This is a genomic window from Tistrella sp., assembly GCF_002684955.1.
GTDB classification, from domain to species: domain Bacteria; phylum Pseudomonadota; class Alphaproteobacteria; order Tistrellales; family Tistrellaceae; genus Tistrella; species Tistrella mobilis.
This window is the reverse complement of sequence record NZ_NYWI01000029.1, coordinates 125,687-140,051: the sequence shown is the minus strand read 5'-3', so window position 1 is coordinate 140,051 and position 14,365 is coordinate 125,687. Positions and strand designations below refer to the sequence as shown.

At 68.4% G+C, this 14,365-nt stretch carries 12 protein-coding genes; 6 read left to right on the top strand and 6 right to left on the bottom strand.

The features are described from left to right. Positions 1-55 precede the first annotated feature (55 nt). Positions 56-562: an acetone carboxylase subunit gamma gene (locus CMO28_RS07655; protein ID WP_062760906.1), complete on the top strand. Its 507-nt coding sequence runs from the start codon at positions 56-58 to the stop codon at positions 560-562. 45 nt (positions 563-607) lie between these two features. Here CMO28_RS07655 and CMO28_RS07650 read toward each other — a convergent pair whose 3' ends face one another. Next, positions 608-1,459 (bottom strand): DMT family transporter, encoded by an 852-nt coding sequence (locus tag CMO28_RS07650; protein ID WP_409351429.1) that lies wholly within the window; start codon positions 1,457-1,459, stop codon positions 608-610. A gap of 265 nt (positions 1,460-1,724) precedes the next feature. Between CMO28_RS07650 and CMO28_RS07645 the strand changes: the two genes are divergently transcribed. The 5 genes from CMO28_RS07645 (at position 1,725) to CMO28_RS07625 (ending at position 9,032) form a co-directional block, all read left to right on the top strand. After that, positions 1,725-2,492 (top strand): IclR family transcriptional regulator, encoded by a 768-nt coding sequence (locus CMO28_RS07645; RefSeq protein WP_296711989.1) that lies wholly within the window; start codon positions 1,725-1,727, stop codon positions 2,490-2,492. A 137-nt stretch (positions 2,493-2,629) separates the two neighbouring features. Beyond that, positions 2,630-3,598 carry a TAXI family TRAP transporter solute-binding subunit gene (locus CMO28_RS07640; protein WP_062760911.1) on the top strand — a complete coding sequence of 323 codons (969 nt, stop codon included), beginning with the start codon at positions 2,630-2,632 and terminating at the stop codon, positions 3,596-3,598. 79 nt (positions 3,599-3,677) lie between these two features. Continuing rightward, entirely contained in the window at positions 3,678-5,651 is a 1,974-nt protein-coding gene (locus CMO28_RS07635; protein ID WP_296711984.1) for a TRAP transporter permease, read from the top strand. Continuing rightward, positions 5,648-6,667: a M14 family metallopeptidase gene (locus CMO28_RS07630; RefSeq protein ID WP_296711981.1), complete on the top strand. Its 1,020-nt coding sequence runs from the start codon at positions 5,648-5,650 to the stop codon at positions 6,665-6,667. Before CMO28_RS07635 ends, CMO28_RS07630 begins: the two co-directional genes overlap by 4 nt. A 49-nt stretch (positions 6,668-6,716) precedes the next feature. Continuing rightward, complete coding sequence (locus CMO28_RS07625) at positions 6,717-9,032, top strand: molybdopterin-dependent oxidoreductase (RefSeq protein WP_296711978.1); 2,316 nt, start codon at positions 6,717-6,719, stop codon at positions 9,030-9,032. Here the strand turns inward: CMO28_RS07625 and CMO28_RS07620 are convergent. Genes CMO28_RS07620 through CMO28_RS07600 form a run of 5 tightly spaced genes read right to left on the bottom strand, consistent with a single transcriptional unit; the run spans position 8,966 to position 14,240 of the window. Next, positions 8,966-9,838, bottom strand: a complete 873-nt coding sequence (locus CMO28_RS07620) for an ABC transporter ATP-binding protein (RefSeq protein WP_322111315.1) — start codon at positions 9,836-9,838, stop codon at positions 8,966-8,968. The genes CMO28_RS07625 and CMO28_RS07620 overlap by 67 nt on opposite strands. Next, entirely contained in the window at positions 9,786-10,652 is an 867-nt protein-coding gene (locus CMO28_RS07615; protein WP_296711972.1) for an ABC transporter ATP-binding protein, read from the bottom strand. The genes CMO28_RS07620 and CMO28_RS07615 overlap by 53 nt, the downstream gene beginning before the upstream one ends. Then, on the bottom strand, positions 10,649-11,566 hold the full coding sequence (locus CMO28_RS07610; RefSeq protein ID WP_296711967.1) for an ABC transporter permease: 918 nt from the start codon (positions 11,564-11,566) through the stop codon (positions 10,649-10,651). Before CMO28_RS07610 ends, CMO28_RS07615 begins: the two co-directional genes overlap by 4 nt. After that, positions 11,563-12,609: an ABC transporter permease gene (locus CMO28_RS07605; RefSeq protein ID WP_296711965.1), complete on the bottom strand. Its 1,047-nt coding sequence runs from the start codon at positions 12,607-12,609 to the stop codon at positions 11,563-11,565. The genes CMO28_RS07610 and CMO28_RS07605 overlap by 4 nt, the downstream gene beginning before the upstream one ends. Next, positions 12,606-14,240, bottom strand: coding sequence for an ABC transporter substrate-binding protein (locus tag CMO28_RS07600; protein WP_296711963.1), 1,635 nt, complete (start codon positions 14,238-14,240; stop codon positions 12,606-12,608). Before CMO28_RS07600 ends, CMO28_RS07605 begins: the two co-directional genes overlap by 4 nt. Between the last annotated feature and the right edge of the window lie 125 nt (positions 14,241-14,365).

The following is a 14,365-nucleotide window of genomic DNA, read 5'->3' as shown; positions in this document are numbered from 1 at the left end:
CGGCGATGCCCCCTCATTTTCCCGAAATCACAATCTCTTATAAGGAAGTCCGCAGATGTCGAGCTATACCCCGAAACAGGTCGCCGATCTGGTCGACGGCCGCCTGGACCCCGATGTCGTCCATCGCATGCTCTCCATGCCCAAGGATGCCGATCGGTTCGTGAAATATATCGAGGTGCTGCAGTCGCGCGCCGCCTGGCCGGACCGGATCCTGCTGCCGCTGGGGCCGCATCTGTTCATCGTTCAGGATGCAGCGAAGCACTGGAAGATCAAGTGCAGCTGCGGCCATGTCTTCTGCGACCATGACCGGAACTGGAAGCTGGAAGCGCTGGTCTGCGTCCGCGACACCGAAGAGGCGCTGAACGAGGTCTACCCCAAACTGATGGCCCCTGACCCCGCCTGGCAGGTCTATCGCGAATACTGCTGCCCCGACTGCGGCGTGCTGCTGGACGTCGAGGCGCCGACGCCCTGGTATCCGGTGCTGCATGATTTCGAGCCGGACATCCCGACCTTCTATCGCGACTGGCTGGGGCTTGCGGTCCCCGAACGGGCCGGCGCCTGAGACTGATTGATCAATTGACTGATTGACCGATTGCCGGCCGTCCGCTCAGGACGGCCGGTTCACCATCCAGATCCCGCCCGCGACCAGCACCAGTGCGATCGCGAAGGCGGGCGTCAATGCGTCACCCAGCACGGCCGCCGCAGCCCCGACACCGAAGAGCGGGGTCAGAAAGCTGAAGGCCGAGAGCCTGGAGGCCGGATAGCGCGAGATCAGCACGAACCAGCCCAGATAGGAGAGGCTCGCCACGCCGACGATCTGAAATGCCATGGCGCCGATCACCGTATCGGTCAGCGGAATGGCGAGATCGGCGCCCATGACCAGCGCCAGCACCACCAGCGCCACGGCCGAGACGCCCAGCTGATAGAGCAGCGTCACCAGTGGCGCCGTGCGCGAGAGCACGCTGCCCTTGATCAGCAGCGTGGTCAGCCCCCAGGCGACGGCCGCCGCGACCATCAGCAGGTCGCCCGCGATCGATCCGCCGCCTTCGACCAGCCCGTCGGCGAAGGCCGCGACGATGCCGCCGAAGGCCGCCAGCAGCCCCATCACCTGCCAGCGGCCCAGCCGCTCGCCCGGGATCAGCAGATGGCCGCCGATCGCGACCACGAAGGGGGCGGTGTACAGAAACACCACCGCCCGCGACGCGGTGGTCAGCGACAGCCCGGTATAGAGCAGCGCGAATTCCAGCGCGAAGAGCAGCCCTGCCCCGATCCCCGGCCAGAGCGTGCCCGCCGGGATCACGCCGCGACGACGCCCCAGCGCCAGCACCACCACGCCGACGATGGCCGTGGCGCCGATCGATCGCAGCGCCGCCTGGGCCATGGGGGCGGCCCCATCGGCGACCGCCATCTTCACGGCCACCTGCTGCAGGCCCCAACAGGCGCACAGCACCACCATCATCAGCGCCGCGCCGGCATCCAGCCGGTTGGGCTGCACCGGCCGGCAGCCGGCCTCGCTCACGCTCGCCATCGGTACGGGGGATCTCCTCGGGCGGTTCCTCGGGCCACCGGTGCGTTGCCGGTAAACCATTGTGTCTTCTGGTCATACGCGGAATTCCACCCAGGGGCAACCCGGCCGACCCATGCATGCAGAACATGATTGACGGGCGGGAAATGAGGGGCTTAAGCTTATTTGGAAACATGGTTTCCCAATAGGAAACTTCTTGATGAAGTCTTTGACCTCGGCCCTCGCCATCTACGGCGCCTTCTCCACCACACGTCAGCCGCTCGGTATCACCGACATCTGCGAGCGGACCGGGCTTGCCAAAAGCCAGGTCTCGAAGGTGCTGGCCACCTTCCGCGAGCAGGGTTTCCTGGAGCAGGATCCGGTCACCCGCAAATACCGGGTCGGGCCGATGAGCTTTCTGGTCGGCGTCGCCTATGCCCATACGCACGTCCTCACCCGTCAGGCGCTGCCGATCATGCGGGAGCTGGTCGATCGCTGCGGCCATTCCGCGGTGTTGAGCGTGCGCGAGGGCGACACCGTCTTCCATCTGCTGGCGGTGGAAGGGCCGTTCTTCGTCGACAGCCGCTGGCGCGTGGGCATGTCGGTGCCGTTCCACGCCACCGCGGCCGGCAAGATCCTGACCGCCTTCGACGCGCCCGAGGTGCTCGACCGGCTGATCGCGGCCCACGGCCTGCCCCAGATCACGCCCAAGACCATCACCGATCCGGCCGGCCTTGCCGACCATCTGGCCGAGGTTCGCGCCGCCGGCGCCGCCGTCACCGCGGGCGAGAGCGCGCCCGGCCTGGTGGCGATCGCGGTTCCGGTCTTCGGCGAGCACGAACACATCCGTGCCGCCCTCAGCTTCATCATGCCGCTTCAGGGCTACGAGCCCGACGCGGCCGAGGCCCATGTGGCGGATCTGCAGGCTGCCGCGCGCAGCCTGTCCTTCCGCCTGGGTGCCGAAACCTATCCCTTCGGCACCGCCTGACATCGACACATCCCGGTCGGACGGATCCGCCAGAGATCCGCCGCCGGATGGAGACCCGCCGCGCAAAGCCGGTGCCACGCCCCCGCGGGCACTGCCACCGCGCAAGACGCAGCCCATCAAGAAACACGTGAGGCTACATGTTCCGGACCATCGATCGCCGCATGCTCGGCGCCGCCGCCGTCGCGGCCCTGATGCTGCACGCAGCCCCCGGCTTCGCCGCCGACGAGGGCAAGCCGAAATCGCTCACCATCCTCGCCGGCCCGACCGGCAGCTCGTTCTATGCCACCGCCGCAGGCGTCGCCGCCATCCTGGGTGACGAGGGCGTGCGCGCCAATGCCGAAATGGGCGGCGGCACCTCCAACGTCGTCGGCGTCTCGCGCGGGACGGGTGAACTGGGCCTGACCATGAGCATCGTGCCCAGCGTCGCCGCCGCCGGCAAGCCGCCCTTCCAGGAGCCGATCACCAATGTCCGCGGCATCGCCTCGTTCACCTCGATGCTGGCCCATATCGCGGTCGCGGGTGATTCGGGCGTCCAGTCGATCGGCGACCTTGCCGGCAAGCGCTTCGCCTCGCAGCCGGTGGGCCAGGCCACGGCGCTGATCTTCGACGACCTGCTTGCCGCAACCGGCACCGATGCGTCGAAGATCGACATCGTCCGCGGCGGTCTCAGCTTCCAGACCGACCAGATCAAGGACCACCATTCGGTGGGCATGGTCTCGGTCGCGAACTACCCGGCCAGTTTCTTCACCGAACTTGCCAGCACCTCCGACATCCGTTTCCTGACCATCGATGACGCGCTGGCGGCGAAGCTTCAGGAGCTGAACCCCGGCTATGCCCGCGCCGCGATCCCGGCCGGCACCTATCCGGGCCAGGATGCCGCGATCCCGACCGTCGGCACCTCGATGATGATGATCGCCTCGGACGAAATGCCCGAGGACGAGGCCTATTGGCTGACGAAGACGCTGATCGAAAAGTTCAAGCGTCTGCAGGGCGCCCATGCCGCCCTGGCCCGGCTGGAGCCGGCCGATATGGCCGCCATGCCCGGTATCACCATCCATCCGGGTGCGCTGCGCGCCTATCAGGAAGCCGGCGTCCTCGCGAAGTGAGGTGAGCGGCGCGGGCGGCCGGTGACCCCGGCCCCGCCCGCGCCCGTCCGACGCATCCTCGTCCGGAAGAAGATCCAGGATGACCACCGTCTCCGCAGCGGGCGAGGGCTCAGGCCTTCGCACCGTGCTGCGCCATGCCGCCCACGCGGTCGCGATCGGCATGTCGCTCTTCCACATCCATGCGGGCATCTTCGGCGAAGCGCCGGCGCTGGCCTATCGTCCCATCCATCTGGCGCTGGCCTTCGCGGTGCTGCTGCTGACCGCCGCCTCGATGCGGGCGCCGGAGACCGGCGCGAAGCGCTGGATCGGCCTTGCCTGGGATACGGCGATGCTGATCGCGGTGCTGGCCTCGACCCTGTTCCTGGTCTTCGACCAGACCCGCATTTCCGAACGCATGGAATACATGACCCGGCTGCTGACCGCCGAGCGCGTGCTGGGCGCCCTGCTGCTGCTGGTGGTGCTGGATGTCGTCCGGCGCAGCATCGGCTGGCCGATGGTCGTGATCACCCTCGTCTTCCTGGTCTACACCCAGGTCGGCGACAGCCTGCCCTATCCGTTCTGGCACCGGGGCTATTCCATCGACCGGGTCATCGAGCAGATGTACCTCACGGTCGACGGCATCTGGACGGTGCCGCTGGCGGTGACCGCCAGCTATATCTTCCTGTTCGTGCTGTTCGGCTCGCTGCTGGTCGCCTCGGGCGCCGGCGAGTTCTTCACCGATCTGGCCCGCGCCCTTACCGGCCGGATCGTCGGCGGGCCGGCCAAGACCGCCGTGGTCTCGTCCGCCTTTTTCTCCATGCTCTCGGGCAGTTCCACCGCCAATGTGGTGACCACGGGCAGCTTCACCATCCCGGCCATGAAACGCGGCGGCTTCTCGGGCTCATTCGCGGGCGGGGTGGAAGCGGTGGCGTCCACGGGCGGGCAGATCATGCCGCCGATCATGGGCGCTGCCGCCTTCATCATGATGGAGACGCTGGGCGTCCCCTATGGCGACATCATGATCGCCGCGATCCTGCCGGCGATCTTCTATTTCGCCACCGTCTTCGTGATGGTCGATCTGGAAGCCCGGCGGCTGAACCTGCGGCCCGCCGAAGACGAGGAAATGCCGAAGGTCTGGCCGGTGCTGCGCTCGCGCGGCTATCTGCTGGTCCCGGTGATCTTCATGGTCTGGGCCCTGGTCTCGGGCTACACCCCGGCACGGGCCGGCGTCTGGGCCATCGGCATGCTGGCGGCGATGATCGTGATCTTCGATCGCCGCAAGGGCGTGCGCGGTCTCGCCCGGATCTTCGCCGACGCCCTGATCAACGCGCCCAAGCTGATCGCGCCGATCACCGCCGCCTGTGCGGTCGGCGGCATCATCGTCGGCGTGGTGTCGATGACCGGCCTCGGCTATCGCATGGCCACGATCATCATCGAAACCTCGCACGGCATCCTGCCGCTCGCGCTGGCGCTCACCATGGTGGTCGCGGTGATCATGGGCATGGGCATGCCGACCAGTGCCGTCTATGTGGTGCTGGCCGTGATCCTGGCCCCGGCCTTCGTCGATTTCGGCGTGGTGCCGATCGCGGTGCATATGTTCATCTTCTACTATGCCGTGATCTCAAACATCACACCGCCGCTTGCCGTCGCCTCCTTCGCAGCAGCCGCGGTCGGCAATGCCGATCCCTGGCGGACCAGCATGCATGCGGTACGCCTGGGCCTGCCGGTCTTCGCGATCCCCTATGTCTTCATCTACCACCCCGAATTCCTGGCCCAGGGCACGATCGGCGAGATCGCCTATGTCTGCCTGCTGATGGCTATCGCGATCTTCGCCATCTCGGTCGCCTCGATCGGCTGGCTGAAGGTGCCGCTGTCGCGCGCGACCCGTGCAGCGGCCCTGCTCTTCGCGCTGCTTCTGCTGCCCTCCGAACATGTCGGCCTGATCTATCAGATCGCCATCCTGGCCGGCAGCTTCGCCCTCTTCTGGCTGTGCTACACCCTGGACCTTCGCCGCAAGGCCGGGGCCGCCACGGCCGGAACCGCCTCCCCCCACGGAAGAGACCCCGCCTCGTGACAATCATCACCGATCATCTCGCCCGGCTCGCCCCCGCGAGCCGCGGCCAGGGCCGCCTGGTCGCCGGTTCCACGGCCACCGGCGCCGAGATTTCCATCCCCTACATCGCCGCCCGTGGTGCAGCCGACGGCCCGACCCTCTGGGTCACCGCCACCGTCCATGGCGACGAGGTCAACGGCACGCTGGCGGCGCTCGATTTCGTCCGCCATCTCGACCTCGCCGCCATGCGCGGCGCCTGTGTGGTGATCCCGGCCGCCAACCCGCTCGCCTTCGATGCCCGGGCCAAGACGGCGCCGCAGGACGGGCTCGACATCGACCAGCAGTTCCCCGGCGCCGCCGGCGGCCTGACCACCCAGCGGGTCGCCGACCGGCTCTGGCGCGAGATCGAGCGCGCGGGCGACTGTCTGGTCAGCCTGCACACGCTCACCGCTCATTTCGAGGCGAAGCCCTATGGCGTCTACAAGCTGCATCCCGACGGTCCGGTGGCCGAGGATGTGCTGCTGCGCCACCTCTCCTTCTACGACCCCAGCGTCGCCTGCCTGATGCCGACGGTGAAGGCCGCGGGTGAGCTGCCGGGCAACATCTCGGGCGCCATCGACTACCAGTTCCAGGCGCTCGGCAAAACCGCCTTCATGGTCGAGCTGGGTGCCGGCAGCCGGATCGAATGGCCCTATGTCGAACAGGGCTCGGCGGGTCTGCGCCGGACCGCCGCCGAGATCGGGATGTTCGAGGATCGCCCGGCCCCCGGCGGCACGCTGCGCAAGGTTCTGAAACGTCGCCACGTCACGGCCGATACCGGCGGTCTGTTCCGGGCCGCCTGCACGCCCGGTGACATTCTTCAGCCCGGATCGCCATTGGGCGTGATCACGGACATTTTCGGCGATATCGTCGACACCGTGACCTTTGCCGAGCCGGTCCTGGTCATCGCCGCCCGCCGCGACCCGGTGGTGGCGACCGGCGACCGTATCGGCTTCGTCGCCACCGCCTGGGAGTCCCGGACCCTCCAGAGCGTCTGATCATCCTGCCCCCGCGTCCGGGCCATCAGAACCGAGAACCGTGTCCGCCATGTCCGATATCCGCCGTGTTCCGACTGCCTCCCATTGGGGTGCCTTCACCGCCGTCGTCCGCGATGGCCGTCTGGTCGAGGCCATTCCGCGCGAAGGCGATCCCTACCCCTCGGACATGGTCCGGACCATGCCGGACGCGGTTCACAACCGGGCGCGGGTCGCCCGCCCCTCGGTGCGCCGCAGCTGGCTCGGCAATGCGCCCGATCGCGGCCGTGAGCGCCGTGGCGACGAGGATTTCGTCGCCGTTCCCTGGGACGAGGCGCTCGACATGGTCGCGGCGGAGGTTGCCCGGGTGCGGCGGGAACACGGCCATGAGTCGATCTTCGGCGGATCCTATGGCTGGTCCTCGGCCGGGCGCTTCCATCATGCGAAGTCTCAGCTCCACCGCTTCCTGAATGTCGGTGGCGGCTTCACCACCCAGGTACAGAATTACAGCTATGCCGCTGCAATCACGATCCTTCCCCATATCCTGGGGTCGATCGATGCGGTGCAGGGGCCGGTCTCGTCCTGGGACGGGATTCTGCAGAACTGCCGGCTGATGGTCTGTTTCGGCGGCCTGCCGCGGATCAACATGCAGATCGAAGCCGGCGGCATGGGCGCCCATGAAGGCCGCGACTGGCTGCAGAAGATCCTGGATGCCGGCATTCGCGTGGTCTGCATCACGCCGTCGAAGGAAGACGTGCCGGATGGCGCGGAATGGCTGACCATCCGCCCCAATACCGACACCGCCGCCATGCTGGCCATGATCCATGTCCTGCTCGGCGACGGGACGGTCGACCATGATTTCCTGGCCCGCTGCACCGTCGGCGCCGACCGGGTGATCGCCTATGTCGAAGGCCGCACCGATGGTGTGCCCAAGACCCCGGACTGGGCAGCGGCGATCACCGGCCTCGACGCCGACACCATCCGGGCGCTGGCCCGCGGCCTCGGGCGCGAGCGTTCCTTCATCAATGCCTCCTGGTCCCTGCAGCGTGCCGATCGCGGCGAACAGGCCTATTGGGCGGCGATTGCGCTGGCCTGCATGGCCGGCCATGTCGGGCTGCCGGGTGGCGGCTTCGCCCTCGGCCTCGCCTCGCTGGGCAATATGGGCGTGCCGCGGCGGGGCATGGCCTCGCCGCGCCTGCCGATGGGGATGAACCCGACCGGCAGCTTCATCCCCGTGGCACGCATCTCCGACATGATGCTGACCCCCGGCGGCCGCTATCGCTATGACGGCGAAGACCTCACCTACCCCGATATCCGCCTGGTCTACTGGTGCGGCGGCAACCCCTTCCACCATCACCAGGATCTGAACCGGCTGGTCCAGGCCTTCCGCCGGCCCGAGACCGTGGTCGTTCACGAACAGTACTGGACGGCGACCGCCCGCCATGCCGACATCGTGCTGCCGGCCACCACGACGCTGGAGCGCAACGACATCGGCGCCAGCGGCCGCGACCGCTTCATCCTGGCGATGCACAAGGCGATCGAGCCGGTGGGCGAGGCCCGCGACGATTTCGCCATCTTCACCGCTCTCGCCCGGCGCCTCGGCCTGGAAGAGGCCTTCACCGAAGGGCTCGACGAGATGGGCTGGCTGCGCCGGATCTATGCCGAAGCGGCCGGGGCCAATGCCGCCCGCGGCATACCTTTCCCGGAGTTCGACAGCTTCTGGGCGGCCGGCCATATCGAGGTACCCCCCCTCGACGAACCCTTCACCATGTTCGGCGATCTGCGCCAGGACCCGGCCGCCCATCCGCTCAACACGCCGTCAGGGCTGATCGAGCTGTTCTCGGCCCGGGTCGCCTCGTTCGGCGATCCGCACTGCCCCGGCCATCCGGTCTGGATCGAACCCGATGAATGGCTGGGCGCGCCGCTGGCCGCCCGCTACCCGCTGCACATGTTGAGCCACCAGCCCAAAACCCGGCTGCACGGCCAGCTCGATTCGGCCGAACTCAGCCGCAGCGCCAAGATCCATGGCCGGGAGCCGGTCCATATCCACCCGGAGGATGCCGCCCGGCGTGGCATCACCGATGGCATGGTGGTGCGGGTCTTCAACGATCGCGGCGCCACGCTCGCCGGCGCGGTGGTCACCGCCGATGTCATGCCGGGGGTGATCCGCCTCGCCACCGGCGCCTGGTACGATCCGGCGGACCCGGCGGCCCGGGGCAGCCTGGACAAGCACGGCAACCCGAATGTGCTGACGGCAGATCGCCCGACCTCGGCCGTGTCCCAGGCCCCCACCGCCCATTCGACCCTGGTCGAGGTCGAACCCTATCGCGGGGCGCTGCCCGAGGTGACGGCCTTCGATCCGCCCGTCGCCGACATCGCCGCCGAATGAGCCGCGCGCGGATCCCTGGCCGCCGCCAGCAGTGCCTGCGTATAGGGATCCCGCGCCTTCGCCCCATGAATATCTGCCCGGGTGAGTTCCTCCACCGCCCGGCCGCGATGCATCACCAGCGCCCGGGTGCAGAGATGGGCGACGACCGCCAGATCATGGCCGACCATCAGCAGCGTCAGGCCATGATCGGCGCGCAGCCGGTCGAGCAGGTTCAGCACCTCGGCCTGGACCGACACGTCCAGCGCCGAGGTCGGCTCGTCGAGCAGCAGAACCCTGGGCTCCAGGATCAGCGCCCGGGCGATCGCGACCCGCTGGCGCTGGCCGCCTGACAGCTGGTGTGGAAAGCGGAAGCGCAGCGACGCATCCAGCCCCACCGCCGCCATCGCCGCCGCAATCCGCCGCTCTACCTCCCCCACCCCGTGGATCACCAGCGGCTCGGCCAGGATCCGGTCGACCGTGTGCCGCGGATGCAGGGCCGTGGAGGGGTCCTGAAACACCATCTGCATCAGCCGCGCCCGGGCCCGCCGGTCGGCCAGGCTCTGGCGCCCGGCCGTGACCACCGCCCGTCCGTCGAACATCACCCGCCCGCCATCCGGCGCCAGCAGGCCCGCGGTCGCCCGCAGCAGGGTCGACTTGCCCGAGCCGCTTTCCCCGACCACACCCACCGCCTCGCCCCGGGCGACGCTCAGCGACACCTGGTCGACCGCGGCGAGGCCCTGAAAGCGCACGGTCAGCCCTTCGACCTCGATCACCTCAGCCCTCCTTCCACGCCGGATCGCGGACCAGCACCGGCAGCGGCGCCACATGGGCATCCAGCCGCGGCCGGCAGCCGATCAGCCCGCGGGTATAGGGATGGCCGGCATGATCGAGTGCGCCGGCGGTCAGCGTTTCCATCACCCGGCCGGCATACATCACCGCCACCCGATCGGCAAAGGCCGCCACCAGATCCAGATCATGGGAAATCAGCACCAGCCCCATACCCCGCTCGGTGACCAGCCCGTCGATCAGCTCCAGAATCTCGCCGCGCACCGAGACGTCGAGTGCCGAGGTCGGCTCGTCGGCGATCAGCAGGTCGGGTTCCCCCGCCAGCATCATCGCGATCATCACCCGCTGGGCCATGCCGCCCGACATCTGGTGCGGATGCAGGTCCAGCACCCGTTCCGGCCGGTCGATGCGCACCGCGGCCAGCAGGTCCAGCGCCGCAGCCCGGGCCGCACGGCGGCCGAGGCCACGATGCAGCCGCAGACCCTCGGCGATCTGCACGCCCGCGGTCATCACTGGGTCGAGTGCGGCCTTCGGATCCTGCATCACCATGGCGATGCGCCGGCCGCGCAGGCGCCGGATGGACCGCTCGCCGCCCTCGATCAGATCGATACCGTCGAAGGCCAGCCGGTCGGCGGTCATGCGGGCCTGGCGCGGCAGCAGCCCCATCACCGCCCGCATGGAGATCGACTTGCCGGAACCGCTTTCGCCCACGATCGCCAGCCGTTCCCCGGGGGCCAGCGACAGCGAGACCTCGCGCACCGCCCGGACCGGCCCCTCGGGCCCCGGGAACGACACGGCCAGGTTGCGGATCTCCAGCAGGGCACTCTCCCCCCTCGTACCCCTGGCCTCTCTCATGCCGCCCTCCCGGTCTGGGCGCGCGGGTCCAGCACGTCGCGCAGCCCGTCGCCCAGCAGGTTGAAGCCCATGCTGACCACGAAGATCGCCGCCCCGGGCAGGGTCGCCACCCACCATTGATCGATGATGTAGTCGCGGCCGGTGGCGACCATCGCCCCCCATTCCGGCGCCGGTGCCTGGGCGCCCAGGCCCAGAAAGCCCAGCCCGGCAAAGATCAGGATCACGCCGGCCATGTCGAGCGTCAGCCGCACGATCACCGAGGACAGGCAGAGCGGCGCCACATGCAGCACCAGGATCCTGAGATCCGAGGCCCCGGCCAGCCGGGCGGCCTGGACGAATTCCCGCTCCCGCACCAGCTTCGCCTCGGCCCGGGCCAGCCGGGCATAGGCCGGCCAGCCGGTGACCGCGATCGCCACCACCGCATTGCCGATGCCGGGGCCCAGCACGGCGGCAAGCGCCAGTGCCAGCACCAGCCGCGGAAAGGCCATGACGATGTCGGTCACCCCCATCAGCACCGCATCGATCCGGCCGCCGAAATACCCGGCCGCAATGCCGATCGCAAGCCCCACCGGCCCCACGATCACCGCCACCGACAGCACCACCGCCAGCGTGATCCGCGCCCCGTACAGGATGCGCGAAAGGATGTCGCGGCCCAGATGGTCGGCGCCCAGAAAATGCTCTGCGCCAGGGGCTTGCAGCCGATCGTTCAGGACCTGATCGATCGGATCATAGGGCGCCAGCACCGGTGCCAGGGCGGCCGCCAGGATCAGGGCCAGCACGATCAGGGTGCCGATCACGGTCGCCGGATTGGCCAGCGCCCGGGCCAGGAAGCCCGCCGCCGCATAGCGCCGCGCCTCGGCCCGGCTGCGGGGCGTGCGGGCAGCGATGCGGGCAAGGGCCGCGACCCCGATCATGTCCGCACCTCCTGCCGCATCCGCGCATCCAGCCGGCGATGGATCAGGTCGGCCGTGCGGTTGATCAGCACGAAGCCCAGCCCGACGGCAAGCGTACCGCCCAGCACCGCATTCATGTCGGCCGCGAACAGCGCCTGGGTGATGTAGAGCCCGATGCCGGGCCAGGCGAAGACGGTTTCGGTCAGCACCGCACCTTCCAGCAGATGGGCGAAGGTCAGCGCGATCACCGTCACCAGCGGGACCGCAACATTGCGGAAGGCATGGCCCCACAGGATCCGCACCTCGGGCACGCCCTTGGCCCGGGCGGCGACGACATAGTCCTGCGACAGCTCTCCGATCATGAGCGATCGGGTCATCCGCGCCACATAAGCCATGGAGAAATAACCCAGAATCGAAGCGGGCAGGATCAGGTGGCGCAGGGCGTCCACCATCGCCGCGGGCTCCCCCGCCAGCGCCGTGTCGATCAGCACGAAGCCGGTCACCTCGGGGATGGTATAGGCCCAGGCGACATCAAGCCGCCCGGGCCCCGCGACCCAGCCGAGCCGGGCGTAGAAGACCAGCAGTCCCACCAGCCCCAGCCAGAACACCGGCACCGAATAGCCGACCAGGGCCACCGCCCGCACGACGTGATCGGCCAGCCGGCCGGCGCGTGCCGCCGCCAGCACCCCCAGCGGCACCCCCAGCCCGACACCGATCAGCGTGCCTGCAACCGCGAGTTCGATGGTGGCCGGGAACACCCGTGCCACATCCTCGGCCACCGTCAGCCCGGTCATGGTCGATCGACCCAGGTCGCCGTTCAGTACGTTCCAGACATAGACCGCCAGTTGCTCATACAGCGGCAGGTCCAGTCCCAGCGCCGTGCGGGCTGCGGCATAGGCCTCGGGGCTGGCCCTGTCGCCGGCGACGACCAGCGCCGGATCGATCGGCACCACCCGGCCGATCAGGAAGGTGACGACGATCAGGCCGAGCAGGGTGACGGCAAGGCCGGCCATGAAGCCGGCCGTCACCCGCACCATGCGCAGCCCCGCAGGCGCTGCCTTCACTTCGTGATCCGCCAGTAGATATAGGTGTCGAAGGCCGGGCCCGAGATCCAGCCTTCAACCGGCTTGCGCATCGCGGTCGGCTCGGTCTGCTGGAACATCACCGCCACCGGCCCTTCCTCGCGCAGCCGGCGCTGGATGTCGTGATAAAGCTCGACCCGCCTGGCATCGTCACGTTCCAGCACCGCCGCGCGGGCCATCTCGCCCAGCTCGTCATTCTTCCAGGCATTGCGCCAGGCGATGGTCTTGGCGATGCCGGTATCGGCGTTGTCGGGGTTGCGGGCGAAATAGTCGACCGTCGAATTGGGGTCGCCATAATCCGGCGACCAGTACATCAGCAGCAGCTCGTGGCCGCGCGCCCGGTACTTGGTCAGCACCTGCCGGGTATCGGCGGTCACGATCTTCAGCCGGATGCCGATATCGGCCAGATTGGCCTGCAGTGCCTGGGCGATGTCACGATAGGGCGCCGTGCCCGAGACGTCGATGGTCAGGTCCAGCCCCTCGGGATGGCCGGCTTCAACCATCAGCGCTTTCGCCTTTTCCACATCGCGGGTATAGGGCAGATCGTCGAGGGCCGCAAAACTGCCGGCGCCCAGGATCGACTGATGCGGCCGGTAGAGCCCTTCCAGCAGGTTCGCGGCGATGCCCTGATAGTCGATCGCCCGGCGGATCGCCTCGCGCACCTTGGGCTCGGTCAGCGCCGGCACCTTCTGGTTCATCGCCAGATAATAGATCGTCGCCTTGGGCTCGGTTTCGACCTTGAGATCGGGATTGCCGGCGATGCCCTTCAGCTGTTCGGTGCCGAGCCGGCGGGCAATATCCACATCGCCCTTCTCCAGCAGCAGCCGCTGGGCGGTGGGCTCGGGCACATGGCGGATGATCACCCGCTTCATCTTCGGCGCGCCCATATAGAAATCCGGGTTCGCCTCCAGCACCACGGCCTCTTTCGGCCGCCAGGTCACCAGGCGATAGGCGCCGCTGCCGGCGGTATTGGTCTTCAGCCAGCCATTGCCCAGATCGCCATCGGTCTCATGCGCCAGCGCCTCGGTGCGGTCGACCACGGCGCCGACGCTGGATGACAGGCTGTTCAGCACATAGCTCGGCGCGAAGGGCTCCGACATGGTCAGCACCAGGGTGGTGTCGTCCTTCGCCACCACCATGCGGTCGACGTTTTCGGGCGTCCAGCCCAGCGCGTTCAGGATGAAGACCGGCGATTTGGCAAGCTTCACCACCCGCTGCAACGAGAAGGCGGCATCATGGGCGGTCAGCGGCCGTCCGGTATGAAATTTCACCCCCGGCCGCATGGTGAAGGTGTAGGTGAGCCCGTCATCCGAGATAGTCCAGCTCTCGGCCGCCCCGCCCAGGATCTTCGTAAAATCATCCGGATCGGGCACGGTCAGGCGCAGATAGACGTTGTTCAGAATCTCGCCGGTGGCCAGCTCGAAACTCTCCGCCGGGTCGAAACTTGTTACGTCATCAATATAATGAGCCATCACCAATGTGTCGGGCGGCGTGGCCGCCCGCGCCTCACCGGCCGGCAGCCCCTGGGCTGCGAAAAGGCCGATGGCCAGGGCGGCACAGGCCCTCAGCAAACCATGGCGCAGCCGATGACGCAGCGTCGCGGGCGCCGACATTCGGGCCGTCGTCGATTGGATCACGGTCGTCACTCCCGGCGTGAAGGGGCTGCGGCCCAAGCCGGCCGCATCTGTCACGCATCATGAAGCAACTGGGCCGCCCTCGCCAAGCCCGCCCGCCACGG

What these genes read in the sequence shown, in the direction of transcription:
- CMO28_RS07610 (WP_296711967.1), bottom strand. Translation starts at nt 11,566, where the DNA reads ATGATCGGGGTCGCGGCCCTTGCCCGCATCGCTGCCCGCACGCCCCGC.
- CMO28_RS07655 (WP_062760906.1), top strand. Translation starts at nt 56, where the DNA reads ATGTCGAGCTATACCCCGAAACAGGTCGCCGATCTGGTCGACGGCCGC.
- CMO28_RS07615 (WP_296711972.1), bottom strand. Translation starts at nt 10,652, where the DNA reads ATGAGAGAGGCCAGGGGTACGAGGGGGGAGAGTGCCCTGCTGGAGATC.
- CMO28_RS07640 (WP_062760911.1), top strand. Translation starts at nt 2,630, where the DNA reads ATGTTCCGGACCATCGATCGCCGCATGCTCGGCGCCGCCGCCGTCGCG.
- CMO28_RS07650 (WP_409351429.1), bottom strand. Translation starts at nt 1,459, where the DNA reads ATGATGGTGGTGCTGTGCGCCTGTTGGGGCCTGCAGCAGGTGGCCGTG.
- CMO28_RS07625 (WP_296711978.1), top strand. Translation starts at nt 6,717, where the DNA reads ATGTCCGATATCCGCCGTGTTCCGACTGCCTCCCATTGGGGTGCCTTC.
- CMO28_RS07620 (WP_322111315.1), bottom strand. Translation starts at nt 9,838, where the DNA reads ATGTGGCGCCGCTGCCGGTGCTGGTCCGCGATCCGGCGTGGAAGGAGG.
- CMO28_RS07635 (WP_296711984.1), top strand. Translation starts at nt 3,678, where the DNA reads ATGACCACCGTCTCCGCAGCGGGCGAGGGCTCAGGCCTTCGCACCGTG.
- CMO28_RS07600 (WP_296711963.1), bottom strand. Translation starts at nt 14,240, where the DNA reads ATGTCGGCGCCCGCGACGCTGCGTCATCGGCTGCGCCATGGTTTGCTG.
- CMO28_RS07645 (WP_296711989.1), top strand. Translation starts at nt 1,725, where the DNA reads ATGAAGTCTTTGACCTCGGCCCTCGCCATCTACGGCGCCTTCTCCACC.